Genomic DNA, 26,413 nt, shown 5'->3' on the forward strand with positions numbered 1-26,413 from the left:
GGCGATCGGCATGGATAAAATTCATGCAATGCAGTTATTCATTCGCGTAGCGGATCTGGAGAGTTTTTCCCGCGCCGCCGAGACCCTGGCGCTGCCGAAAGGCAGCGTCTCGCGGCAGATTCAGGCCCTGGAAAGCCATCTTGGCGTGCGGCTCCTGCACCGTACCACCCGTCGGGTTCAGCTCACCCAGGATGGGATGGTCTACTACGAGCGGGCGAAGGATCTGCTGAGCAACCTCGACGAACTGGACGGCATGTTCCAGCACGATCCGGCGAGCATCAGCGGCCGGCTGCGGGTGGATATGCCGGTCGGTTTTGCTAAAAAACTGGTGATCCCTCATCTGCCGACTTTTTTACAGCAGTATCCGGGCATCGAACTGGAGCTGAGCAGCAGCGACCGGCTGGTGGACGTGATCCGCGAGGGGTTTGACTGCGTGGTACGCGTCGGCGCGCTCAAAGACTCAGGGCTTATCGCCCGCCCACTGGGCAAGCTGACGCAAATTAACTGCGCCAGCCCGGACTACCTTGCGCGATTTGGCTATCCGCAATCCCTTGAGGATCTGGCGGATCATGCCCTGATCCACTACGCCAGCACCCTCGGGGTCCGTCCCCCCGGCTTTGAGGTGGTGATCGATGGCGCGGTGCGCTGGGTAAAAACCGGCGGCATATTGACAGTCAACAGTACGGAAACCTATCAGGCAGCCTGTATCGCCGGGCTGGGGATCATTCAGGTGCCGCGTACCGGCGTGCGCGAGGCGTTACGCGCCGGCGACCTGACGGAGATCCTGCCCCAGTACCGCGCCGAGCCGCTGCCGGTCTCGCTTATCTACCCCCATCGGCGCAATCTCTCCCGTCGCGTACATCTGTTTATGGAGTGGCTGGGCGGGTTGATGAAAGATTATGTCGATTGATCCCCGCGGATGGTGAACGGGTGGCGGGTAGATGCGTTCCTGCAGGATACGCCATTTAAGGTATACTTTTTGCTGAATCTCGCGGTAAAAAAGGAAGAAATCACGTATGACGCCGGAAAACGACGATCGACGCCCACCACAGGAACCGGACACGCAGCCGGAGAAAAACAAAAGCCCCCTCGACGCTCTCAATGACACGGCCGTCGGGCAAAAAGCCAGCCAGGCGCTGAAGACCGTCACCGGAACGGCGGCCAAAGTACAGCGCAACCCGGTGATCGCCCACTTACTGCGCGCCGCAGAACGTTTCAATGACCGGCTGGGCAATCAGTTCGGCGCGGCCATCACCTACTTCTCGTTCCTGTCGATGATCCCAATCCTGATGGTCTCCTTTGCCGCCGCCGGTTTCGTGCTGGCCTGGCACCCGACCCTGCTGCAGGACATTTTCGACAAGATTCTGCAAAACGTCAGCGACCCGACGCTGGCGGCGACGTTGAAAAACACCATCAACACCGCGGTGCAGCAGCGCACCGCCGTCGGTCTGGTCGGCCTGCTGGTCGCCCTCTATTCCGGTATTAACTGGATGGGCAATTTGCGCGAAGCGATCCGCGCCCAGTCGCGCGACGTCTGGGAGCGCCGGCCGCAGGACGAAGAGAAAATCTGGATAAAATACTTCCGCGATCTTATCTCGCTGATCGGTCTGCTGGTGGCGCTGATTATTACGCTGTCCATCACTTCTGTCGCGGGTTCCGCCCAGCAGTTGATTATCTCCGCGCTGTATCTCGACAACATTGAATGGCTGAAGCCCGCCTGGCGGCTGATCGGCCTCGCCATCTCGATTTTTGCCAACTATCTGCTCTTTTTCTGGATCTTCTGGCGGCTGCCGCGCCATCGTCCGCGGCGCAAAGCCCTGTTTCGCGGCACGCTTATCGCGGCGATTGGCTTTGAAATCATCAAAATCGTCATGACCTGGACGCTGCCGGCGCTGGTGAAATCCCCCTCCGGGGCGGCGTTCGGTTCGGTGCTGGGGCTGATGGCTTTTTTCTATTTCTTTGCCCGCCTGACGCTATTCTGCGCCGCATGGATCGCCACCGCGGAGTATAAAGACGACCGGCGGATGCCTGGCAAAACCCACCGTTAACGCATTGCGAGGATGAATTGAAGAGGCAAAATTCATCCTCGCGCTTTATTTCAGTAGATAAATCCACCCATTAACTTTTATTTAACCAAAAACTGGTTTTATCCTCTATCTTTTTAATTGTGTGAAGCATTTCATAGAACCATTTTTACTGGTGTAAAAATTATCCGCTTTTTGCCTGTTTTTTGCCCACTTTCCACGTTTGTTACAGATTGAAATGTCCCTGTGGCTGTGGCTATATGGCTTTTCGTTCGCGCAAAAATAAGAAAGATCTATGCAAGCCACAGCCACCACACTCGAAAACTCGCAGGAAACCGCCCCGGTCAATTCACGCAACAAAGTCGTTGTCGCCTCGCTCATTGGCACCGCCATTGAGTTTTTCGACTTCTACATCTATGCCACTGCCGCGGTCATCGTCTTCCCGCATATCTTTTTCCCGCAGGGCGATGCCGCCGCGGCCACCCTGCAGTCGCTGGCCACCTTCGCCATCGCCTTCGTCGCCCGGCCGATCGGCTCCGCGCTGTTTGGTCACTTTGGCGATCGCGTCGGCCGCAAGGTCACTCTCGTGGCCTCGCTGTTAACCATGGGGATCTCCACCGTGGTGATCGGCCTGCTGCCCGGCTATGAAAGCATTGGCATTGTCGCGCCGATGCTGCTGGCGCTGGCGCGCTTCGGTCAGGGGCTTGGCCTCGGAGGGGAATGGGGCGGCGCAGCGCTGCTGGCAACGGAAAACGCCCCGGCGCGCAAGCGCGCCCTGTACGGCTCCTTCCCGCAGCTGGGCGCGCCGATCGGCTTCTTCTTCGCCAACGGCACCTTCCTGCTGCTCTCCTGGCTGTTAACCGATCAGCAGTTTATGGAGTGGGGCTGGCGCGTGCCGTTTATCTTCTCCGCGGTGCTGGTGATCATCGGTCTGTACGTGCGCGTCTCGCTGCACGAAACGCCGGTCTTCGCCAAAGTGGCAGCGGCGAAAAAACAGGTCAAAATCCCGCTGGGTACCCTGTTGACCAAACACGTCCGCGTGACGGTGCTGGGCACCTTCATCATGCTGGCAACCTATACCCTGTTCTACATCATGACCGTCTACTCGATGACCTTCAGCACCGGCGCCGCGCCGAATGGCCTGGGCCTGCCGCGTAACGAAGTGCTGTGGATGCTGATGATGGCGGTGATTGGCTTCGGCGTGATGGTGCCTGTCGCCGGCCTGCTGGCGGACGCCTTTGGCCGTCGCAAGAGCATGATTGTCATCACCACGATGATTATTTTGTTCGCCCTGTTCGCTTTTAAACCGCTGCTGGGTTCCGGTAACCCGCTGCTGGTCTTCGCCTTCCTGCTGCTGGGCTTAAGCCTGATGGGACTGACTTTTGGCCCGATGGGCGCGCTGCTCCCGGAGCTGTTCCCCACGGAAGTGCGCTACACCGGCGCGTCGTTCTCCTATAACGTGTCGTCGATTCTCGGCGCCTCGGTCGCGCCGTACATTGCCGCCTGGCTGCAGGGCAACTACGGCCTGGCGGCGGTCGGCACCTATCTGGCGGCGATGGCGGCGCTGACGCTGATCGCCCTGCTGCTGACCCACGAGACCCGCCACCAGTCGTTGTGATCCTTCGCCCTGACGCCGCTGGCGTCAGGGCTCTCCCCTACTTTTTCATCTGCGACAAAATGGTCCGGCACTGGTTGCTATCGCCCTCCGCCGGGGAGATCAGCGCCAGCAGCGCGGCAGCCGGCGTAACCAGGGTCGCCAGCGCCGCCGCTACCGCACCGCGGACAATCAGCGGCCCGGCCTTCACTCCCGCCTGCGGCGATTTAAAGGTGCCCCGTACATACAGCGGTGAACGCAGGGTGATCACCCGGAAGCCTTTGCTTTCCGGATCGATGGTCAGGTCCAGCTGCTCGGAGGCGAAGCTGGCGGTTCCGGTCACATTGATCAGCGCGTTTTCCGTATCGAAGGCAAAAATCTGCGGCCGGGCGACGCCGTTGGTCACGTCGATATTGGCCGCCGCACAGTTCACCCGAACTTCCTCATCACCAAAAATCTGGCCGATCAGGTAGTTGCCGACGTTAAGACCGAGAATTTCCATCAGGTTACGACTGATCAGGCCGTCGTTCATCAGCAGTTTCAGGTTGCCATTACTGTTGCCGAGCAGGGCCGCCACCGAGTTGCCGCTGCCGCGCAGCTGAACATCGCCATTCATCTCGCCAAGGGTTTTCTGCATCATCTCGACGTTCGGCATCAGCGCCTTCAGCTTCAGGCGTCGCGCCTGCAGATTGGCCTCACCCTGCAGCGGCTTTTTATCGCCCTGCAAGTGTACGCTGCCGGCAATCGACCCGTTGGCCAGGCCAAAGCGCACCGGCTGCAGGCGCAGGTCGCCATCTTCCAGGATCACATGGGTCGACAGATCGCTGATCGGCAGGGTGCCGCCGTGCTCAATTCTCCGGCCCTTAAAGCGTACATCGGCATCCATCACCTGCCATTTATCGGTTTCAAAACGGTCTGCCGGCAGCACTTTACCCGCCGGCTGCGGTCGGTCGCCCGCCTGGCGCGCAGCGCCTTTCTTCGTCCCTTTGCCGGAATCGACGCCGATTAACGGCCCGAGATCCGCCAGCCGCAGCTGCTTCGACTCCATATCGCCGCTGAGTTTCGGTCGCGGTTTGCCGGTGGTATAGGTGAGGGAACCATGAATGTCGCTATCGCCGATCCGACCATTAAAATCCTGGTAGTCAAAACGCATGCGGTTTTTCTGCTTAAAGTCGGCGCGCAGGCGGCCATCGGTAGAGAACGATGGCGTCTCCGGCAGCAGCACACCGGTCAGGTCGTAGAGATCGCGCAGCGAGTCGCCGGCGAATTTCAGCCGCAGGTCAATACCGCCGACGTTGAGCGGGTCGCTGACCGTGCCGCTGAATGCCACCCGGGTGTTGCCGGAGTGGAAGTCGCCCTGCAGCGGGAAAGGCGTGCTTGCGCTGCGCAGGGCCAGCATGCCGCCGATTTTACCGTTACCGGTGACCGGCTGGTCCTTGTAGCGGCCCTTCAGCGACAGGCCAAAGACGTAATCGCCCACTTTCGCCGCGCTATGCCGATCCTTCGTGCCGGTCACTTCGCTGAACGGCAGCGGTTTGCCGAGGGGATCGACAAGGATGGTGATATCGCTGCGGGTGATCTTGTCATCAATGGCGATAGTCCCGCGGTCAAAGAGAATATTATCGAGGCGAAAGGACCAGCTGGAGGGCGCGCTGTCGCCCGACGTACGCTGATCGCCAGCCAGCTGAAAGGTCCAGTTATTATTGTCTTCCGCCAGGCGGATCAGCCGCACGTCGGGCTGTTCCAGCTTGATCCACGGCAGGTACACCGTTTTGCTCAGCAGCGCCAGCGGGGCGAGGGTCGCCTCCACCCGCGGCAGGTGGATCATGGTCACCTGGGGGATGGCCGGCGGGTTGCCCAGCACGATATCTTCCGCGTGCACATGGGGCCACGGGATCCAGCTGCGCCAGCCGCGCTCGTCCGGCTGCCGCTCCCAGACCACGCCGAGATCGCCGCGGATGGCGAACGGGCGGTTAAGTTCGGCGGACACTTTCTGATTGATCGTCGGCTTCAGCCGGTTCCAGTCAAAGGTGGCCAGCACGATAAAGAAGAGAACGATCAGCAACAGTATCGTTCCTGTGATGATAACCAACGTTTTACGGGTTCTGCTCATCCCTACTCCGCTCCTTTTGCATCACGTCAGTCCTGAATATAGTCAAAACGCAGCGTTTATCCTGGAAATGCGCTTTTCGTCACATTACGCGCGTCAGGTCAAAAAAATAATGGAACGATGTTTTAATATGATTGACCAGCAAAACAGCGCAGCGCACACTAGCGTTTATATCGATTCCATTGCAGGTTCTGGCTATGTCTAAAAAAATTGCCGTTATTGGCGAATGCATGATTGAGCTGTCAGAGAAGAACGGGGCCGTTAACCGCGGCTTTGGCGGCGATACCTTAAACACCTCGGTCTATATCGCGCGGCAGACCGATGCCAGCGCACTGAGCGTCCACTATGTCACCGCGCTGGGAACCGATGCGTTCAGCCAGCAGATGCTCGACAGCTGGCAGCAGGAAAACGTCAACACCGATCTTATCCAGCGGATGGCCGACCGCCTGCCGGGGCTGTATTACATTGAAACCGATGACACCGGCGAGCGCACCTTCTACTACTGGCGCAACGAGGCGGCGGCAAAGTTCTGGCTGGAGAGCGATCGCGCGGCGGCGATTTGCGAAGAGCTGGCCACTTTCGACTATCTCTATCTGAGCGGCATCAGTCTCGCCATTCTCAGCCCGGCCAGCCGCGACAAGCTGTTCACGCTGCTGCGTGAGTGCCGCGCCAACGGCGGCAAGGTGATCTTCGACAACAACTATCGTCCACGCCTGTGGGCCAGCCAGGCGGAGACGCAGCAGGTCTATCAGGAGATGCTTGCCTGCACCGATATCGCGTTTCTGACGCTCGATGATGAAGACGCGCTGTGGGGGGAAAAACCGGTTGCTGAGGTGATCGCCCGCACGCATGCCGCCGGCGTGGAAGAGGTGGTGGTGAAGCGCGGGGCGGATGCCTGCCTGGTCTCGGTTAGCGGGCAACCGCTACAGGAAGTGCCGGCTGTCAGGCTGGCCAAAGAGAAGGTGGTGGATACCACCGCCGCCGGAGACTCCTTCAGCGCCGGCTACCTGGCCGTTCGCCTGACCGGCGGTGATGCTGAATCCGCCGCCAAACGCGGACACCTGACCGCCAGCACGGTGATCCAGTATCGCGGGGCGATCATCCCGCGGGAAGCGATGCCGCAGTAATTCTCCGCAGGAAGCGCTCTCCGGCCGCCGCTGGCGCGCCGGAGAGGCGTTAGTTACTGCCCTGGCGGGATGTCGCTGGCCTCGCTGTGGGCATCAACTGTATCAGCGCTGCCGCTGACCGCCGCGGCCGCCGGATTCGGCGCCATCAGTTTTTCCCACGTGGCCTGCAGCTCCTTCATGTTGTATTCCGGTTCGCCTTTCGGCTGCTGTAGCACCAGCGCCATATCCTGGGACAGCTGCTGACGCAGGTACTGATTCAGCATGTCTACCGTCAGGGAGTTGAGGAACTCCTGGCGCAGCTTCTGATACTGCTCCGGCGCGATATCCACCACCTGATTCTGCAGGGAGCGCATGCGCTGGCTCATCAGAATATCGGTGTCAGTGCGCGCATAGGTGGCAAACAGCCTCTGCAGCTCGAGGCTTTTCTGGGCGATAAGCGCGTCAAACTCCTCCTGCGGCAGGCCGTTGTCCCGCACTTTCGCCAGCTCGCGCGAGACCACGCTCAGGTTGTTGTTCAGACGCTCGCCCGGCGATTCGATGTTGATCGCGCACTGCGCGCGCTGATAGAGCACCCGGCAGTCAAAGCCAAGACCAATATCCTTCACGTTATTTTTGCTCAGGCTCTGCTGCACGTGCCAGAACAGCGCTTCGCGGGCGAGGTCGTCGCGCCAGTAGCGCTGCAGCGCCGCGGAGTCGCGGATTGGCTGCCAGGGCGCATCCCACATGATGGACAGTTTGTCCTGACGCACCGCGCTGGTCATGATGCTGACCGGCACGGTAGGCAGTGGCGATAAGGTCGGCACCGCCGCGGGCGTTTCCCGCTTGCCCTTCAGATCGCCGAAGGTTTTGCTGATTTGCTCAGCGACGCTGCGGCTGTCGACGTTACCGACCACAATCAGCGTCATGGCGTCGGGGGTGTACCATTTATGATAAAAGTCTTTCAGCTGCGCCACGTCTATCGGCTGCTTCAGCGGCGCGGCAGGATCATGGCCCAGCATGGTGGACCCTTTCAGGCGGTAGCGCCACCAGCCCTCTTTGGTATCCAGCGGCCACGTCGCCACCATGTCGCTGCCCTGCAGCGCATGATTGATCGATTCAGGCGTAATGGTCAGCTTACCGCTGGCGTCCGCCAGCCAGCTCAGCGCCTCTTTCAGCAGATCGTTGCGGTTATTGGGCAGACTGAGATTAAACATTGTGTAATCGTAGGAGACGATGGCCGGCGGCAGAGGACGCTTCGGGTCAATACTCTGCTGCCATAAAGAGCGCGCCTGCATCGTCGGCAGGCTGCCGCTTTGCGTCAACGCCAGGCGAGGAACAAAGCGGCTGAAACCACTCTGCTGAGTGCTTTCGCTCAGCGAGCCAATATTCACGGACAGACGGACTTCAATACGGTCGCTGGGACGCTGCGGCGTGGCCAGCACCTGCCACGTCAAACCATTCGCTAAGGTCCCTTGTTGCCAGGCCGGATCAGGCTGGAGCGCTTCTGCCTGCACATAACCGGCCGCCGCTACCATCAGCAAACCGCCCGTTAAGAGTTTAATTGTTGTGCCCTGCATGTGAACCCCTGATGAACATTCCTGGTTACAACAGCACCCCACTGACGGGCTGCCGAAAAAAAGTGAGAGTGAAATACGTCGGTTAGACCACACGGAGACGAAAATGTCGCATGACAACGCAAAATAATCATTTCGTGTCATTTCCGCCAAGCGGAAATGACCTCTAATTATGCGCAGGAGCCCGTACTCCAGCAAGGGAGTACGGGCCTAAGAGGAGGATTTAAGAGGATAATTCGTGCGATTTGTTCGCTGGAACACGGTTATTCAGAACATCATCCATCTGTTTGGCATCGAGTTCTTTGACCCATTTGGCCACCACCACCGTAGCGACGCCGTTACCCACCAGGTTGGTCAGCGCACGGGCTTCGGACATAAAGCGGTCGATACCGAGGATCAGCGCCAGGCCCGCCACCGGCAAATGCCCGACGGCGGAGATGGTCGCCGCCAGCACGATGAAGCCGCTGCCGGTCACCCCCGCCGCCCCTTTCGAGGAGAGCAGCAGCACCACCAGCAGGGTGATCTGATGGAAAATATCCATATGGCTGTTGGTCGCCTGGGCGATAAAGACCGCGGCCATCGTCAGGTAGATGGAGGTGCCATCGAGGTTGAACGAATAGCCGGTCGGGATCACGAGGCCCACCACCGATTTGCGGCAGCCCAGCTTCTCCATCTTGTCGAGCATTCTCGGCAGCGCTGATTCTGACGAGGAGGTTCCCAGCACAATCAGCAGCTCCTCACGGATATAGCGGATAAATTTGAAGATGCTGAAGCCGGTAGCCCGGGCGATACTCCCCAGCACCACCACCACGAACAGAATACAGGTGATGTAGAAGCAGATGATCAGCTGCCCCAACTGCACCAGGGTGCCGACGCCATATTTACCGATGGTAAAGGCCATGGCCCCGAAGGCGCCAATCGGCGCCAGGCGCATGATCATATTGATGATGCCGAAGATAACCTGGGAGAAGCTTTCAATGACGTTGAAAATCAGCTGGCCCTTGCTGCCCAGACGGTGCAGGGCAAAACCAAACAGGACGGCGAACAGCAGCACCTGCAGAATGTTGCCGCTGGCGAAGGCGCCAATGACGCTGCCCGGGATCACATCCAGTAAAAAGGCCACCACCCCCTGGTCTTTCGCCTGCTCAGCGTACACCGCCACCGCTTTCGCATCGAGCGTTGACGGGTCGACGTTCATCCCGGCGCCAGGCTGCACCACGTTGACGATAATCAGACCGATAATCAGCGCGATGGTGCTGACCACTTCGAAATAGAGCAGCGCCACCGCCCCGGTACGACCGACGGCTTTCATGCTTTCCATCCCGGCGATCCCCGTCACGACGGTACAGAAGATAACCGGAGCAATCACCATTTTAATCAGCTTAACGAAGGCGTCGCCGAAGGGTTTCATTTGCGCGCCCAGTTCCGGGTAAAAATGGCCCAGCAGAATACCGATCGCTATGGCCGTCAGAACCTGGACATAGAGGCTTTTAAAGATAGAGGTTTTCATAGGGTGTCCTTTGGGAATAACCACAGAGCAAGAAGGGATATTTGACGTCTGTGGCTTAAAAATAACACCCTGGAAACATTTCAGAAATAACTAACGCCGAAAGTGCAACGCAATTGTTAAAATCTTTGAGCTGACTCGCACAAGTCAACAAAACATTTACAAATTTTCATCCTCACGAACCGGGGAGAGATAGCGCGCGCTGAATGCCTCCAGCGGCAAAGCGCAACCGAACAGATGGCCCTGGAGCACCTCGACGCCCGCGGCTTGCAACCAGCGGTACTGGGCGTCGTTCTCCACCCCTTCCGCCACGATACGCAGCGACAGGCCGCGCGCGAGCTGGATCATCGCCGGCACCATGCTGACATCCTCCGGCAGCATATCGATGAATACTTTATCGATTTTCAGAATATCCACCGGCAGAGCTTTCATCTGCTGCAGCTGGTGCAACCCGGCATAACCCATGCCAAAATCATCCAGCGCAATCTGTACCCCGGCCTCGCGCAGCGGTCGCAACCGCGCCATCACATCCTGCGGATCGTCCATCCGGCAGCTCTCCGTCACCTCGAGGATGAGGGTGCCAGGGGCGATACGGTAGCGGGCGATCAGCTTTAGCATCTCCTCGCCACGGTCGTGTTCCAGCAGCTGGAGCAGGGAAACATTGACCGACAGCGGCAGCATAATCCCCTGGCTTTGCCAGGCCGCCAGCTGGCGGCAGGCCTCTTCCATCACCCAGTAGCCGACCGGGATAATCAGCCCGCAGGACTCAATGCGCTCAATCAGCGACGGCGGTAGCGACCAGCTGCCATCCGCCTGCCGCTGGCGCAGCAGCACTTCGGCGCCGCAGATCTCGCCGCTGGCGCAGGCCACCTGCGGCTGCAGCCAGATAGCGAACTGCTGGTTGTCGAGGGCGGTAATAATGTCGTGCTCTTCCATCAGACGGCGCTGAGCCTTTTCCATCTGCTCGGGATCGAAGAACTCAATCTGGTTTTTGCCTTTACGTCGTGCGGTGACGGCAGCCGACACCGCGCGCCGGTAAAACTGCTCGGCGCTGAGCCCGGCGTGGAACATGGCGATCCCGACGCTGGCGTAGGGCCGCAGCTGCAGCCCATGCAGCGGCAAACGCTCATTAATAATAGTGAGCACTTGCTTACTTAACGTCACCGCCTGCCACGGTTCGGCAAGGCCATCGGCGAGAATCGCGAAGTCATACCCGCTCACCTGAGCCAGCACCATTTGCGGCGGAATGGCGGCTCGCAGCTTCTCCACCAGCGTCAGGAGCAGCATTTCGCGCTGGCTCTCCTTGAGGACCCCGGCGGCATCCTGCAGGGTTTCGCAGGCGACGACGATTAGCGCGGCGCTCTGGGGGCGGGCCACCGTCTGCTCCAGCATCGCCAGCAAAAAGGCTTTATTCGGCAGCTCTGAGACCGGGAAGCGGGTCGACTGGATGGACAGTTCATCATGCTGGCGCACCAGGCTCTGCTGGTTGCGGTTATAGCTGCGCACCAGCATACCGATCTCGTCGTCATGGTGCAGGCGCGGGAGCGTTAGCTGATGGCCGAGACGATCCTGCTGGGAGAGATCGTTCAGCTCGCGGGCGATACGCCGCAGGGGGCGCACCATCAGCCGGTTGATGCACCAGGTAAGCGCCACCGTCAGCATCAGCACCAAAAGTAAGTAAGCCGTCACTAACGTAGCAAGGGCGCTCATGACGAATTTATACATGCGGTATGAATCCGCCTGCAGCACCAGATAGGCCAGCGGCTGGGGATTAGCCGGCCGTTCCAGTGAATAAATAGGCAGCGAAATCTGCACCGGCAGCTCAAACAGCCGGGTGATGGTCACCGGCACCGGCCGCTCGGGGATAAATCGCATCCGCAGCGCCTGGAACTGGTTCGGCAACACCACATCCGCCCGGCTGACGATGCCAGCAGGCTGGATACGGCTTAAAATGGCTTCCGCTTCCGGAATATCGGCTTTCAGAATAGCCGCAGACAGCGGTTCGCGAACGGATCGCGCGATACTTTCTAACTGCGTGGCCGTGGTAAAGCGACTCTGTTGCACAAAGTGAAACAGCAAAATAGTGCAAAAAACCAATACAAAGGCCATGGACACGCTCGCGACCATCGCCATCTGTTTGATTGTAAGTGAACGGCTGACGCGCAACGGTGTTCTCCACTGATACTGAATGCATACCCGGTATCAATCCTTCAATGCCGGTCGTTTCAGGCTGATTATATACTCAAATCCTTCGCCCACGCCCGCGAGGGATGAAGTGACGGGATATTTCCGCGCGGTGGCGCAGACGCCGGGGAAATCGCCCCGGCGGCCGACGGTGGGCAATGCCTCACGAGTATACGCGAAGCGCGTCGTGGAGTGGCGCTCTGTGACGTAATTCAGCCTATTCTGCTACCAGTCGGCGTAGGGCACCAGCGGCTGGGGCGGCATATCCAGATCCCCCTGCCAGCCGGCCGCCGAGTAGCGGACGTAAAGCAGCGCATGGCTCGGGGTGTAATCCTTCGCCTGCTGAATATCGACCGCGGCGCCGACGAACCAGTTGCTGGTCACCCGCCGCTCCACCAGCGCTCTGGCGGTGTAACCGAATCCCTGACTGCTGCTCCCCTCCTCCGTCAGCTCGCTGGCGCGCTGGCGGTAGTCGGACGGGATCAGGTTCAGCAGCGGATAACGGGCTTGCGTCTGGGTGCGCGAATGGGACCATGACACCGACCCGCCGAGCTCCCAGGACCAGTTCTCGGTACGCTGACGCCAGGTCACCGGCACGGCGAATGAGAGATACTCCTGCGGGCTGTAATAGCCGCCCTGGCCGAGGGTGTAACCGCTGAGATCTTTGTCGTAGTGCCAGATCATATTGTTGAGGCCGACGGTGACGCGACGATTATTCTCGTTGATGACCTTGTAGTAGTACCCGGTCATCCAGCGCACGCGCCAGTTATCCGCCACGTTTTTACCGGTCAGCGAATCGGCCCCCAGCGAGGACCAGATGCCGTGCGCTTCGCCCCGGTCATAACTGAGGCTCAGGCCGCCGCCGTCGGCGCGGACGCCGCCCCAGGTGGTGCCGGTATGGCTGCTGCTGTCTTTCTGCCCGCCAAAGGAGAGCAGCGAGCTGGAGATGGGGCGCCGGTGGACGTTGACCGTGTACCCCACCGGCCCGACGTCGCTGCTGTAGCTCAGCCCCCCCACCACATCGACGACATTGAAGCCCATCGGGATGGTGCCGATATCGCCGCTCCAGGTGTCATTCTTCCAGCCGACCGCCACGCTGGCCCCGCTGTCGGTCTGGTTTTTACTGCCGCTGGTACAGGCGATCTCCCCGCAGGTGCCCCAGCTGGGCGAGTAGCTCCCGTCGCTGTGGGTGGAAAAGCTGCCGGCATCCATATTGACCAGATCGGTGCGGAAGAACATCCGGCCATCCGCCAGCGGAGCATCCACCTGCAGCATGGTGGTATGCGCCTTCAGGTCGGAATAGCCGCCGGTGCCGCTGGAACCCCAGAAGTCGTGTTCCAGGGTGACGTTCAGATCCTGCTGGCGATAAAGATCGGCGGCATCGCTACGGATCCCGCGCTTCAGCCAGTCATCCCGGCTGTCGTTGCGCGTCAGCCGCGTAAAGGTATCGTTATCCTGCGGCTGCGCGGGGGTGATGCCGGAGGCCACCATCGCCTCCCGGTAGTGCGTCAGCGCCTGCTGCGGCGCCCCGGTCTGGGTGGCAAAGCGCGCGGCATCGCGCAGCACCAACGCGCTCTCCATCGAGGGCGGCTGCGCCTTCGCCTGCGGCACAATCTGGTTAAAAATCTGTTGGGCATCAGCGGTATCGCCAAGGCCGGCTCGCGCCAGCGCGACCCGACGCTGCATATTCATGGATTCGGTCTCTGCGCCTTTCAACTGCATGACCTGCGCCCGGGCGGCCTGTTTATCGCCCTCGGCCAGGTAGACTTCCGCAAGGCCGAGGCGCGCATCGCCATTGTCGGCCTCCTGGCGCAGCACCCGCTGATAGTCGGCAATCGCCGTCTGGCTGTCGCCGCGCTGCTGCGCCCAGTCGGCGAGCGTCAGGTCATAGCGCACCGAGTCGGGCTGCTGTTGGATAAGGGCGATCGCCTGCGCTTCGTTACCGCTGTCGCGCAGCTGGTTGGCCTGGCGCAGCACCCGGTCGCTTTGCAAACGCGCTTCGAGCTCACGAATATTATCCGTCCACGCGCTGCGCGGCAGAGCGGCGATTTGCGCCAGGGCCAGATCGTCCTGGTCGTTCCCCGACAGGTACAGCCCCGAGGCGTAGACCCGTTCAGCATCCTGCGGCTGGCGGTTGACCATCGCCCGCATCAGCGCGTCGGCCTCCTGGCGTTCACCGGCGCTAACCAGATCGCGCGCCAGACGGTAGGTTATCCACACGCTGTCCGGATCCAGCGCCAGGCGCCGACGCTGGACTTCCGCCGCCTGCGCCCAGTTGCCCTGACTTTCCAGGGCCTGCGCCTGTTTCTCCAGCCGGTCGTTGGTCAGACTGCGCTCAATATCATCGATGCTCCGCCGCTGAGCGGGAGGGAGGCCGGCGATCCAGGCGCTGGCTTTCTCCGGCGATTCGGCGCGATAGAGGTTGGCCAGACCGCGCACCGCCAGATTATTACCGCGATCCAGGCGCAACGCCTGCTGGTAATAGCGCTCCGCCGCTGCCGACTCTTTGCGCGCCGCCGCGACGTCCCCCAATCCCAGCACGGCATAACTGTCGGTGCGATCGACCCGCTGCGCCTGGGCATAATAGTGCTGCGCCTGCGAAAGCTGGCCGGCTTTCAGGGCGTTATCCCCCTGCTTGATCAGTAGCCAGTAACGGTTGGTTTGCAGCAGGCTGTCCCATTTGCCGCGGTTCGGGCTGTCGGGGTCCATGGCAATCGCTTTATTGAGCTGCGCCACTGCCCGCGCGCGATCGCCGCGCTGGGAATAGGCCTGGCCGAGGGCGCCCACCGCATCGCTGTCGCGGCTGTCGGCCTGAACGGCTTTCTGCAGATCCGCGACCGCCTGCGAGGCATTCCCGGACTTGACCGCCGCCAGCCCTTCCGAGCGGGCGCGGAAGGTCGGATCCTGCAGCTGCGCCTGCTGCTGGTCGAGCAGAACGCGGGCGTTCGCCGCCACCGAGCCGGTGGGAAACTGCAGGAGAAATTGCTGCAACGCCTGCACGCTGGCCTTGCTCACCGGCATGCTTTTCACTTCACTGAACCACATGTCGGCGGCGATGCCGCGTCCTGAGGCCGAGCGGGCCATCTCCGCCAGATAGGCAAACCCTTCCTGCGGTTTGTTATCGGCAAACATCTGCTTCGCCAGCGAAGTCAGCAGGCTGACGTTGCCCGGCGCGCTGGCGTTCAGCTTTTTCAACTGGCTGACGCCTTCGCTATGGCGAGCGGGCAGGCGCGCCACCAGCGTCCAGTATTCAATGGCGACGTCAACGTCATCCGGCACCCCGCCGTACAGTTTTTCATAGGCGGCGATGGCTTCATCGACCTTCCCGGCCACGCCCAGCAGTCGCGCCTGCTGCAGCGCCTGCCGGCCCTCGCCGGTGTTGCTTTTCATCTCATTGCGCGACGCCTTCAGCTCCGGGGAGTCCGGCGCCAGCTTCGTCAATCGTTCCAGCTCTTTTTGCGCCCCGGCGGCATCCCCCTGACGCAGCAGGTAGCGCATCCGCGCGGCAATCAGATCCGGGTTGTTGGGATCAATCAGTTCCAGGCGGTACAGCGACTGGCGCACCAGGTCTTCACGATTACTGGCCTCGCCAAGGCGGACCTGCTCCAGCAGATGCTCCTGGGCAGGCGTCGTCGCCGCCTGCGCTAACGGCAGCAGCGCCACGCCGAGGGACAGCGTGAGTAAACTTAGTGAGAGCTTGCGCATTCCTGGTTCCAGTCAGGTTGTAATTCGCCACCCGCAGTGAAACGAAAACGGTGTTGATCCCAACCCTGGCCGAACAGCGTCAGAACTGCGCTGTAGTAGGCATCCGCGCCGGGATAGTTATCGGCGACGCGCTGGCGTTGCACCGACCGGGCCTCGTCGTCCTGTAAAAACGGTAGCATCACCGCTGAGAAGCCCACGGGCCCCTGGCCGCTGGTTTTGCCGGTGGCGATATTCACTTTCTCCGGCGGCACCCCCTGCTCCGTGGTCTGCGCCGCCATCGGCGCGAAGCGTTGCAGCAGGCGCGCTTTCTGCTTATCGCCATCATGGAGCATGCCCACCCACAGGTAGACGCGAATCGCGTCATAGCTGCCGATCAGCGGCTTTTCGGTTGTCAGCTGCCAGCCTTTCCCTTTCTCATAGCGCACCCAGTCCGGGATAAAGCCTTTCGGCGCGGTTTCCAGCAGCAGGCGCAGGTTGCTGTCGCGCAGGGCAGGCCACGGCGCGCCAAAACGCACAAAGTAGGTGGCCAGCTGCGGCGGAAGATAGCTGGGGTTAAACCGCCAGCCGCTGTCATCGGCAAAACCGACTTTTCCCGGCAGCAGCATCGTGCCAAGACCGGGCACCGCCACCGTCTCTTCCTCGACAATCCGCGCCAGCAGTGCTTTGCCGGTCTCGGTGTACTGCGGCTGCTGCCACAGGCGGCCCGCCTCCAGCAGCGCCCAGGCTATCCACAGATCCGAGTCGGAGGCCGAGTTGCTGTCCAGCAACGTCCACTGCTCATCGTCCTTTTTGCCCCACAGCCAGCCCGGCAGATGTTGCCGCAGGTCGCCTTCCGCCAGGTTGTTCTGCGTCCAGGTCAGCAGTTTGTCGAACCCCGCGCGATCGTTGGCGGCCAAAGCGAAAAACAGGCCATAGCTCTGTCCTTCCGAGGTGGAGATTTTGCGCGCATCGCTGGGGTCAATCACCCGTCCCTCAGGGCTGACGTACGCTTTTTTAAACTGCTCCCAGGCGGGCCACTGGCAGGCGGCGCTCACCGGGCCCGCCGCCAGCAGCAGCGCGGAGAGCACCGCGCCACAAAGTACTTTCATCATGGTTTATTCATCATCCAGGCTAAGACGGCGGCGACTGATGATGCGCAGCATGCGCCACAGCACCCACGCCAGCAGCACAATACTGATAGCGGCGAAGATCGCCAGCAGTATCGGGTGGTTAGAGAGCGCGAACCAGATGCGCTCGAACCAGGGCAGATGACCCACGTAGTAGATATCCCCTACCCGCAGACTGTTGACGCCGGACTCGCGGATCACCGCTACCGAGCCAAACATTGCTGCCCGCTTACCGCTGTCGTTGAGGGCGTTGGTCAGCAGTTCATTACCGCGCGGGCTGTCGGCCAGCAGGGCCACCACGCTGCGCTGATCGTTATACGGCGACTGGAAGCCAATCACCGCCGCCATCGGCCCGGAAGAGGTAATGTCGGTGCGGGTATTGGGCGTGCGGGCATCGTCATCGGGATAAATGCTCGCCAGGTCATAGTGGCGCATCGGCATTTTCACCCAGCTTTTGGTCGCCTCGACCAGCAGGTTGATTTTGGTGTCGTCCTTGAGGGACGACGGGATCGCGCCGATCAGCAGCAGATCCGCGTCTTTGTTCTTGATCTGGTTGCCATCGTCGGTCATCTGCAGATTAATCGCCGCCAGACCGGTCTGCGAACCGATACCGCCCAGCGCCTGCAGCAGCGTCGCCACCTGGCCCTGGGTCGGCGCTTTCGGCACCACCACCAGCGTGTCGGAGAGGTCGGCCATACGGCTGTAAGGGAAGCCCGCATTGGCGAAGACGCGCAGGTCCGGCAGGGCGATAAAGTGATAATACTTCGAGAAGTCGATGGTCGAATCGTCGCCAATCACCACATGGTTCTGCACCGGCTGGAAGGTAATACAGTTGTCGATGGAGCCGCCCGGCATCGGGTTCATGTACTGGAAGTCAAAGCGCAGCTGGTTGACCGCCCCGAGACGCAGCGCGGGGATGGTGACCTCTGATTTGCCGTCCAGCAGCCCCTGCAGCACCGGCAGGCGCAGGATCAGTTTGTTCACGTCCTGAGCGCTGTTCAGGCTGAACGACTGCAGGAACTGGTCGTTGAGGCTGATATCCATCCGCGAACTGTCCTTCACCGGCGGCATGGTGTAGCGATATTTCAGATCCATATCGATGCCGTTGGCCCGCAGCAGATAGAGATCCGGCGGCAGATTAAGCGCCACGGTGATGGCATCCGGCACCAGCCCGCTGGACTGCAGCTGTTGCTCATAGGTTTTCAGCTCAGCGAAGGTGACCGAGCGGTCGGTGCGCACCCAGTTCGGTGCGTCGTAAGGCTGACGCGGCTGCAGGGTTTTGATGCCGTCCACGGTGACACTGCTGCCGCGGAACAGAATATTGCCCTGGGCAATCCCCTTCGCCGCCAGCAGCAGGTCGTTATCATCGCGGCCGAAAATTACCAGCAGCTTGACGTAAGGATCGTTCGGGTTGTCGATCATTTCGATGGTCGGCGCCTTGACCGGCGGATGAGCGCGCAGGAAGTCCGGGCGCTTGTCGTTGGTGGCGAAGACAATGGCGTTACGATCCGGCAGTTCGTTGAAATAGACCGGGAACTGCTGGCCGCGCCAGCCGGCCTTGCTGCCGAACCAGGAGGCGACAATCGCCGCCGCCTGCTGCTGGGCCACCGCTGGCGAGCCCGGGAAAATCATCGGTAGCGTCAGCGGGCGGTTATCGCGCGGATCGTAGAACGGCACCGGGAAGTGTGACAGATCGTTATGCACCTTCAGCGACTGGTAGGTGAGATCCAGATAGCTTTCGCGCCCGACGTCCAGCCACAGCGTGCTGCTGGCGGGGTTTTCGCAGACATCGCGGTAGTGACCGACAAACTCCAGCCGTACGCGGTTGAAGTCGGTGATGTACAGCGGGTCAATCGGCAATTGCGCGCGGATCTTTTTCCCCAGCTGCTCTTTGGTCACGGGCAGGACGCCCATCAGCTCATCGTTGAGATAGACTTTCAGCTGCGACTGCACGGGCAGCAGCGAAGGCGATGGGGTGTATTCCAGGTTGAGCAGCGCGTTGGCAACCAGCTCATCGCTGCGCATGCCGAATTCGACCGACGCGTCAGGCCGTGAGCCGCGCAGCACGATGCTGCCGGGCGGCGGCGCGATGGTGGCAAAAGTCAGTTTCACCTCCCGCTGCGGGACGTTCTCGGCCACCGCCGCCGGGGCGGTCGGTTCGGCAAGGGCCGCCGTTGGCTCGCCCACCACGATCGGCGCGCCCGGGGTCGCTACCTGCGGCTGAACGCCAGGGGCGGCGTTCGCCACGACGGCCGGCGCCGCATAAGAGGCCAGCGGATACCAGCTGCACATGCCCACCGCTACTGCACACATCCAGGAAAGTTTTCTTTTCATCGCATTATCATCATTGTTGAGCCATTGCCGGGTCTGCGGAGAGCGTCGGCGCGGCGCGTTCAGGGCGTCGGGGTACAAACGACACTATCCAGGCCACCAGCGAAGTGAGCGCGCGGAAAACCACCTTCACCGACGGCGGCGAAAACTCCGCCAGGTGACGATAGCCACGGAAGCCCAGCTTGAGGATATCCAGCAGGCTTTCCATCGGCTTGTCTTCCGGGAAGCTATCCTGCCAAAGCGCCCACGTATCAGCGCGGGCAAACGTACACTGCACAAAATCGATATGCTGTTGGTTGGTCAACGGCAGTAGCTGGAGCCCCACCTCGCTGCCGTTGACCCGCGCGACCCTTACCGGGAAGGCATATTCCTGCTGTCCTCGTTTGAGCAACAGCCTGGCGTTCTGGCCTTCCAGCACCTGCGCGTCGCCGTGAATTTTGATCCCCAGCCCGCCGTCGGAATAGTCGTGAACCGTGCAGGAGAACAGATGGCCATCTTCGCGGGCAATCGCCGCCGGCATGCTCATTTCGACACGATGCGAACGGCGAACCTGCTTGCTTTCGACCGAGACCGCCACCGCGCCGCCAAGAATAATCAGGTTGTAGAACACCCAGACAATACTCACCCAGACGGTGAGAATTTCGTTTTCCGGGCCATACATAAATCGCCAGATCCCCACCGCGACGCCGACCAGATTGAGCAGTACAAGGTAGATATAGGGCCGGGAGATCACCCAGTCGACATACTCTTCTTCCACCAGCCCGCCCTTCGCGGTGACGTTGAACTTACCTTTATGCGGGTTAATCAGCGCCACAAAGGTGGGCGGCGCGATATACCAGGCCAGCACCGTCTCGTAGATTTCACTCCAGAACGAATGGCGGTATTTGCCCTGAATCTTCGAGTTGGTCAGGCTGGCGTGGATCATGTGCGGCAGCACGAACAGCGCGATCATCAGCGCGGGCGCATAAATGATATAGGCATGGAGCAGCAAAAAGGCCAGCGGCGCCGTGAGGAAGATGAGGCGCGGAATACCGGAGAGGAAGTGGAGCATGGCGTTGGCGTAGCAGACGCGTTGCGCCAGCTTCAGGCCTTTGCCAAACAGCGGGTTATCGAGCCGGAAAATCTGCACCATCCCGCGCGCCCAGCGGATGCGCTGGCCGATATGCGCGGACAAACTCTCCGTCGCGAGCCCCGCCGCCTGCGGGATCCGCATATAGGCTGAGGTGTGTCCCCGCCGGTGCAGACGCAGAGAGGTATGGGCATCTTCGGTTACCGTTTCGACGGCTATCCCGCCAATCTCATCCAGCGGGCCGCGACGGATAACGGCGCAGGAGCCGCAGAAGAAGGTGGCGTCCCACATGTCGTTCCCGTCCTGCACCAGGCCGTAGAACAACGTCCCTTCGTTCGGCGTTTTGCGAAAGCGGCCAAGGTTGCGCTCAAAGGGATCGGGCGAGAAGAAGTGGTGCGGGGTCTGCATCATCGCCAGCTCTTTCTCTTTCAGGAACCAGCCCATGGTCATCTGCAGAAACGAGCGCGTTGGCACATGGTCGCAGTCAAAGATCGAGACGAACTCCCCTTTAGCGTATTTCAACGCATTGTTGATGTTGCCGGCCTTGGCGTGCTCGTGGCTGGTACGGGCGATATAGTGCACCCCGACATCTTTGGCAAACTGGCGAAACGCTTCCCGTCCGCCATCGTCGAGGATCCAGATGTTCAGCTTGTCCTTCGGCCAGTCGATGCCCTGCGAGGCGTAAATGGTGTTTTTCACCACGTTGAGATCTTCGTTGTAGGTAGGGACGAAGATGTCCACGGTTGGCCACAGATCCATATCCTCCGGCAACGGCACCGGCTGGCGGTTCAGCGGCCAAACCACCTGGAAGTAGCCCAGCACCAGCACCACCCAGGCGTAGGTCTCTGCGAACAGCAGAATGATCCCGCACACCAGGCTTACCGGGTCGTTCCAGTTCAGCGTCGAGGTGTAGCGCCACCAGATATAACGGCACGACACCGTCAGCGACAGTACAATAAGCATCAGCGCCGAGAAACGCCCCGGGATGCGACGCACCAGCAGCGCCACGCCCCACAGCAGCATCAGGAAGATAAACTGCGACAGCGGGTTAAAGGGCTGCGTAATACACATTAGCGCCAGCACCAGCGAGCAGAAGGTCACCCCCCCAAGGATCGCCCGGCGCAGCTTCGGATTAAGGTGCGCCAGCTCTTTCTGTTTATCCAGATGGCCGGTGCGGGCGTTCACCTGTTCAGGCAATTTTTCCAGCCATTGCGTATAGCGACCGTGCACCCCTTCCAGGGCCGCCAGCGAGCGCCAGTTGACCTTTTTTTCCGGCTCCGGCACGCGCGTCGCCAGCAACCACAGGGATTGCAGCAGGTAGCGCAGCGGATCCAGCGGACGCGGGCGATGCGGATTAATATGGGGAAAATAGGTTTCATGGTGGGCCAGAATCGCCTGCCAGCGCGGCGTCTCCAGCGGCATCAGCGCCCAGACCAGCGACGCCCACAAACAGCCAAGCGACGCCGAGAGCCAGGAGGCCCCGTGCTGCCGATAGTCGTCATAGCGCGCGCGCAGCCGTTCCCCCACCGGCGGAGCCAGCAGCAGCGTGCTGAGGCGGATCATGCCGGCCTCCCGCCGGAATAGTGGATCAGGCACCAGTTCGCCAGGGTCAGCACCTCTTCCGCCGCCAGGGAGTCCTGACGATACTCCCCAAGAGGCTGTTTCGCCGCCAGGCACTCGGCCATCGCCTCGTCGCGGTGAATCGTCACCGGCAGGATGCGCGGCTGGCTCTCCAGCCACAGCTGGTAGAGATCTTCCTGCAGCTGGCTGCCGACCCGCAGGTCGTTAATCAGAATGTCGCTGTTGGCCGGGAGGGGCTGCTGGTGTAGACGGATATGGCTATTGGCATCGGGATGAACCACCACCAGCGTGCGATCGCACAGCGTCAGCAGCTCGCGGGTTAATGGCGAATAACCGTTCGGCAGATCCAGCAGCAGCCAGCGGTACTGGCTCTGCAGCTGCTGCACAGCCTCCGCCATCGCCCCCAGCGCGGGCTGCAGCTGGTCAGCATTTTCTCTTTCGCCGGCGCTGAGCTGGCCAAACGGCAGCAGATCGATATGTTGCGTATAGCGCAGACCCGCGTCGCGCCAGTCCCGGCCGTCGAGCAGCGCCCGCGCCCAGCCGTCCTGATGATGGACATCGGTATTGAAAAAAAAGCGCAGCATATTATCCGGGCTGGCGTCGATCGCCAGCACCGTTTCACCGAGCAATTGCAGCGCCCAGGCGAGTGCAGCCGTAATGGACGTGACGCCAGTCCCCCCGCGCACGCCCTGTAATCCCAGAATAGCCATCTCCGGCTTCCTTATTTTTTCTCTGCAAACTCTGCCAGTAACGGCCAGCGCTTCAGCGCCGCATTCAGCTGCTCGCGCCGGGAAATATCATGATAATCAATATCCGGCAGGGAAAATGCCCGGCTTAGCGCCAGAAAATCATTTTGAAAGGTGTACCCCAGCGTGGCGTCCGTGGGTACTGCAGGATCTTTTGCTGGCATATCTCTGTCCGTTTGAAATTTATTATTAAACCAGAGGACGAATACAGCGCATCCTTAAAAGCAGGTGTACATGCTAAAACTGATGACCTTTAATTTCAATGTTAGGTTTACTCTGCCGGTTTCGCTAGTAAACTTATCCAGTGTCAATCAGGGCGCACGAGGGATGCCGTGGATAGTGTATTTACTTTGGGTATTTCATCATTATGGGATGAAGTGTGCCATATGCCGGTCGGTGGGGTATGGTGGCTCAACGTTGACCGTTATACCGATGCCGTCAGTCTGTTTAATCAGACGCTGGCCGCGCAGGCGAAAAACAGCAAGATCGCCGCGCTGGTAATGGGAGACAAACCTAATAATATCATTTCATTAGATAATGAAGGTGGCCCGGATAATATCGCGCTGTTCACCCTGCCGAATCGTCCGGAAGCCCTGGAAGAAATACATCGTGATTTAGTCTGCTCCCTCGAACCTGGCAATTACTTGTTTATTCTGCTATGCGCTGAAAATACCTGGCAAAATATAAATAAGGATAAGCTATGCGCCTGGGTGGAAAAGACCAGCCGCTGGGCGCAATATCACCGTTGCGCGTTCCTGGCGATCAATTCCGCCCAGGATATCGATCGACAGCTCACCCCATTATTACGCGAGTACCGTTCCCTTTCCGGCCTGGCAAGTATTCGTTACCAGGGTGACCGACATCTCTTTGATATTGCCTGGTGGGGAAGCGACAAAGGCATCAGCGCCCAGCAGCAGCTGATGGTGCAACGCGATGATGCCGGCTGGCGGCTGGCGCAGGAGACGGAAACCAGCGTTCAGCCACGTAGTGATGAGAAGGTGATCCTCAGCAATATGCGCGTACTGGAAGGCGCCCCGCCGCTGTCGGAATACTGGACCCTGTTCGATACCAACGACGAGGTCTTCAACGCCGGGCGCACCGCGCAAGCGGCCACGGTACTTTTCTCCATCACCCAGAATACGCAAATTGAACAGCTGGGACGCTATATTCATACCCTGCGTCGCCAGCGCGGTACGGCGCTGAAAATTATTGTCCGTGAACAAACGCCCAGCCTGCGCGCGACAGATGAGCGGCTACTGCTTAGCAGCGGCGCCAGTCTGGTGATCCCCAGCAGCGCGTCGCTCTCCCGCTGCCTGACGCTAATTGAAAGCGTGCAGAACCAAAAATTCTCCCGCCATATTCCGGAGGATTTCGCCACGCTGTTGACCTGGAGCCAGCCGTTAAAGCTGCGCGGCTACCAGAAGTGGGATGCTTTCTGCGAAGCGGTACAGAACGTGATGGCCAATACCCTCCTGCCCGCCGACAGCAAAGGCGTGATGGTGGCCCTGCGCCCGGCGCCAGGGCTGCGCGTTGAGCAGGCGCTGACGTTATGCAAACCCAACCGGATGGGCGATATCATGACTATCGGCAATAACCGGCTGGTGCTGTTTTTGTCGTTTTGCCGGATCAATGACCTCGATACCGCGCTAAACCACATTTTCCCGCTGCCGACCGGCGATATTTTTTCTAACCGCATGGTGTGGTTTGAAGACAAGCAGATCCTCTCGGAAATCGTGATCATGCGCGGCGTCGAGCCCGCGCACTGGAACACGCCGCTGCCCTTGTCGATAGATAAAAACGAAACCATCAACGCCACCCACGATGGACGCCACTGGCGACGCTACCCCGAGCCGCACCGGTTAACCACCCGCGAGGAACAAGCCTGATGATGTCTATCGCCGATATTCTGCAACTGGTGGTGCTCTGCGCCCTGCTGTTTTTCCCGCTGGGTTACCTGACGCGCCATTACCAGCGCCGTATTCGCACGACGTTAAGATTGATGTTCTTTAAACCCCGTTACGTGAAACCGGCAGGCGTATTACGCCGGGGAGCCACGGTTAAGCAAGGCAAAGCGAACAAATGACAAACACTAAACCGACCGCGACACCGCTTCCGCTCTGGCAGTACTGGCGCGGCCTTGGCGGCTGGAACTTCTACTTTCTGGTCAAATTTGCCCTGCTGTGGGCCGGGTATCTCAATTTCCATCCGATGCTGAACCTGGTGTTTCTCGCCTTTCTGCTGGTGCCGATCCCGCGCGAAAAGCTACACCGTATCCGCCACTGGATCGCTATTCCGCTCGGCTTCGCGCTGTTCTGGCACGATACCTGGCTGCCCGGTCCGGAGACGCTTCTTAGCCAGGGTTCGCAAATCGCCGGCTTCAGCGCCAGCTATATCTGGGATCTGATCGTCCGGTTTATTAACTGGAGCATGGTCGGCGCCTTCTTTGTTTTACTGGTCCTGTGGCTGTTTATCAGTCAGTGGCTGCGCGTCACCGTGTTTGTCTCCGCGATGGTCGTCTGGCTGGCGGTCAGCCCGCTGCTGCCAGCCTTTACCCTATGGCCCGCCGGTCAGCCCACCACGGCCGCCGCCACGACCGCGCCGGCCAATACCGGTGCCAACGCCGCCGCTGGCACCGCGACCAGCCCCGCCAGCAGCGATATTCCACCGCAGACCGAGCCGCCGACGTCAGCCAATCTCACCAACTGGCTGAACGGTTTCTATGCCGCCGAGCAGAAGCGCAAAACGCCGTTCCCGGACCAGCTGCCGGCGGATGCCCAGCCGTTTGACCTGCTGGTGATCAATATCTGCTCTCTCTCCTGGTCGGATATTGAAGCCGCCGGCCTGATGGACCATCCGCTGTGGAAGCATTTCGATATTGTCTTCAAAAACTTTAACTCCGCGACCTCCTACAGCGGCCCGGCGGCGGTGCGCCTGCTGCGCGCCAGCTGCGGCCAGCTGTCGCATACCAACCTGTATCAGCCGTCCGGCGCCGATTGCTACCTGTTTGAAAACCTGGCGAAACTCGGCTTCAACCAGCAGCTGATGCTCGGCCATAACGGTCTGTTCGGCGACTTCCTGAAAGAACTGCGTTCGCTGGGCGGCATGCAGAGCCCGCTGATGGACCAGACCGGGTTGCCGGTCAGCCTGCAGGCGTTTGACGGCTCCCCGGTGTATGAGGATCTGGCGGTCCTCAACCGCTGGCTGAAGACCGAAGAGGCCAGCAGCAATCCGCGGAGTGCCACCTTCTATAACACCTTGCCGCTGCATGACGGCAATCACTTCCCGGGGCAAAGCAAAACCGCAGACTACAAAGTGCGGGCGCAGAAGCTGTTTGATGACCTGGATAACTTCTTCACCGAGCTGGAGAAATCGGGGCGGAAAGTGATGGTGGTGGTGGTGCCGGAACACGGCGGCGCGCTGAAGGGCGATAAGATGCAGGTCTCTGGCCTGCGCGATATCCCGAGCCCGTCGATCACGAACGTCCCGACGGCGGTAAAATTCTTCGGCATGAAGGCGCCGCATGAAGGGGCGCCGATTATCATCGATCAGCCCAGCAGTTACCTGGCGGTGTCGGAGCTGGTGGTGCGTGCCCTCGACGGCAAAATGTTCAGCGAGGACAGCGTCAACTGGCAGCAGTATGTCGCAAACCTGCCGCAGAGCGCAGCGGTGTCCGAAAACGCCAACGCCATCGTCATCCAGTATCAGGGCAAGCCTTATGTCCAGCTGAATGGCGGTAGCTGGGTGCCTTATCCGCAATAAGCGACAAGGCCGCCCAA

17 protein-coding genes are annotated in these 26,413 nt (G+C 60.3%); 7 read left to right on the forward strand and 10 right to left on the reverse strand.

All coding sequences use genetic code 11. The annotated features are described in order from the left end of the window. Positions 1-10: 10 nt before the first annotated feature. The 3 genes from SPE70_RS24795 (at position 11) to SPE70_RS24805 (ending at position 3,642) form a co-directional block, all read left to right on the forward strand. Positions 11-910: a LysR family transcriptional regulator gene (locus SPE70_RS24795; RefSeq protein ID WP_022065187.1), complete on the forward strand. Its 900-nt coding sequence runs from the start codon at positions 11-13 to the stop codon at positions 908-910. A 106-nt stretch (positions 911-1,016) separates the two neighbouring features. Further along, positions 1,017-2,048: an inner membrane protein YhjD gene (yhjD, locus tag SPE70_RS24800; RefSeq protein ID WP_008806925.1), complete on the forward strand. Its 1,032-nt coding sequence runs from the start codon at positions 1,017-1,019 to the stop codon at positions 2,046-2,048. 271 nt (positions 2,049-2,319) lie between these two features. Further along, positions 2,320-3,642 carry an MFS transporter gene (locus SPE70_RS24805; RefSeq protein ID WP_012967096.1) on the forward strand — a complete coding sequence of 441 codons (1,323 nt, stop codon included), beginning with the start codon at positions 2,320-2,322 and terminating at the stop codon, positions 3,640-3,642. Positions 3,643-3,679: 37 nt separating this feature from the next. On the opposite strand, the gene SPE70_RS24810 is transcribed toward SPE70_RS24805, so the two are convergent. After that, positions 3,680-5,731, reverse strand: coding sequence for an AsmA family protein (locus SPE70_RS24810; RefSeq protein ID WP_032731418.1), 2,052 nt, complete (start codon positions 5,729-5,731; stop codon positions 3,680-3,682). A 194-nt stretch (positions 5,732-5,925) separates the two neighbouring features. Here SPE70_RS24810 and SPE70_RS24815 point away from each other — a divergent pair, with 194 nt between their 5' ends. Then, positions 5,926-6,855, forward strand: coding sequence for a 2-dehydro-3-deoxygluconokinase (locus SPE70_RS24815; RefSeq protein WP_012967094.1), 930 nt, complete (start codon positions 5,926-5,928; stop codon positions 6,853-6,855). A gap of 53 nt (positions 6,856-6,908) precedes the next feature. Here the strand turns inward: SPE70_RS24815 and SPE70_RS24820 are convergent, their stop codons facing one another. From SPE70_RS24820 to bcsR, 9 genes are all read right to left on the reverse strand, one after another. Beyond that, positions 6,909-8,411: a M16 family metallopeptidase gene (locus SPE70_RS24820; protein WP_008806921.1), complete on the reverse strand. Its 1,503-nt coding sequence runs from the start codon at positions 8,409-8,411 to the stop codon at positions 6,909-6,911. Between the two features lie 220 nt (positions 8,412-8,631). Next, entirely contained in the window at positions 8,632-9,918 is a 1,287-nt protein-coding gene (locus SPE70_RS24825) for a dicarboxylate/amino acid:cation symporter (RefSeq protein ID WP_008806920.1), read from the reverse strand. 156 nt (positions 9,919-10,074) lie between these two features. Next, positions 10,075-12,081: a biofilm formation regulator HmsP gene (hmsP, locus tag SPE70_RS24830; protein ID WP_032736514.1), complete on the reverse strand. Its 2,007-nt coding sequence runs from the start codon at positions 12,079-12,081 to the stop codon at positions 10,075-10,077. Between the two features lie 243 nt (positions 12,082-12,324). After that, on the reverse strand, positions 12,325-15,804 hold the full coding sequence (gene bcsC, locus SPE70_RS24835) for a cellulose synthase complex outer membrane protein BcsC (protein WP_324726418.1): 3,480 nt from the start codon (positions 15,802-15,804) through the stop codon (positions 12,325-12,327). Then, entirely contained in the window at positions 15,786-16,895 is a 1,110-nt protein-coding gene (gene bcsZ, locus SPE70_RS24840) for a cellulose synthase complex periplasmic endoglucanase BcsZ (protein WP_044650133.1), read from the reverse strand. Before bcsZ ends, bcsC begins: the two co-directional genes overlap by 19 nt. Before the next feature lie 3 nt (positions 16,896-16,898). Then, complete coding sequence (gene bcsB, locus SPE70_RS24845) at positions 16,899-19,244, reverse strand: cellulose biosynthesis cyclic di-GMP-binding regulatory protein BcsB (protein WP_074188511.1); 2,346 nt, start codon at positions 19,242-19,244, stop codon at positions 16,899-16,901. Between the two features lie 10 nt (positions 19,245-19,254). Continuing rightward, positions 19,255-21,873, reverse strand: a complete 2,619-nt coding sequence (gene bcsA, locus SPE70_RS24850) for a UDP-forming cellulose synthase catalytic subunit (RefSeq protein ID WP_012540356.1) — start codon at positions 21,871-21,873, stop codon at positions 19,255-19,257. Next, positions 21,870-22,601, reverse strand: coding sequence for a cellulose biosynthesis protein BcsQ (bcsQ, locus tag SPE70_RS24855; RefSeq protein WP_022064695.1), 732 nt, complete (start codon positions 22,599-22,601; stop codon positions 21,870-21,872). Before bcsQ ends, bcsA begins: the two co-directional genes overlap by 4 nt. Before the next feature lie 11 nt (positions 22,602-22,612). Continuing rightward, entirely contained in the window at positions 22,613-22,801 is a 189-nt protein-coding gene (gene bcsR / locus SPE70_RS24860) for a cellulose biosynthesis protein BcsR (protein ID WP_002921513.1), read from the reverse strand. A 168-nt stretch (positions 22,802-22,969) separates the two neighbouring features. On the opposite strand from bcsR, the gene bcsE reads away from it, so the two are divergent. From bcsE to bcsG, 3 genes are read left to right on the forward strand one after another with little or no spacing between them, the layout of a single operon-like run. Beyond that, positions 22,970-24,523, forward strand: coding sequence for a cellulose biosynthesis protein BcsE (gene bcsE / locus SPE70_RS24865; protein WP_023298320.1), 1,554 nt, complete (start codon positions 22,970-22,972; stop codon positions 24,521-24,523). After that, complete coding sequence (gene bcsF, locus SPE70_RS24870) at positions 24,523-24,720, forward strand: cellulose biosynthesis protein BcsF (RefSeq protein WP_008806912.1); 198 nt, start codon at positions 24,523-24,525, stop codon at positions 24,718-24,720. The genes bcsE and bcsF overlap by 1 nt, the downstream gene beginning before the upstream one ends. Beyond that, the gene (gene bcsG / locus SPE70_RS24875) at positions 24,717-26,396 is read left to right on the forward strand and encodes a cellulose biosynthesis protein BcsG (protein ID WP_023298321.1); all 1,680 of its coding nucleotides are present in this window, start codon (positions 24,717-24,719) and stop codon (positions 26,394-26,396) included. Before bcsF ends, bcsG begins: the two co-directional genes overlap by 4 nt. The last annotated feature ends 17 nt before the right edge of the window (positions 26,397-26,413 follow it).

This window comes from Klebsiella sp. ZJOU C1 (genome assembly GCF_035620215.1).
Classification (GTDB): Bacteria; Pseudomonadota; Gammaproteobacteria; order Enterobacterales; family Enterobacteriaceae; genus Klebsiella; species Klebsiella variicola.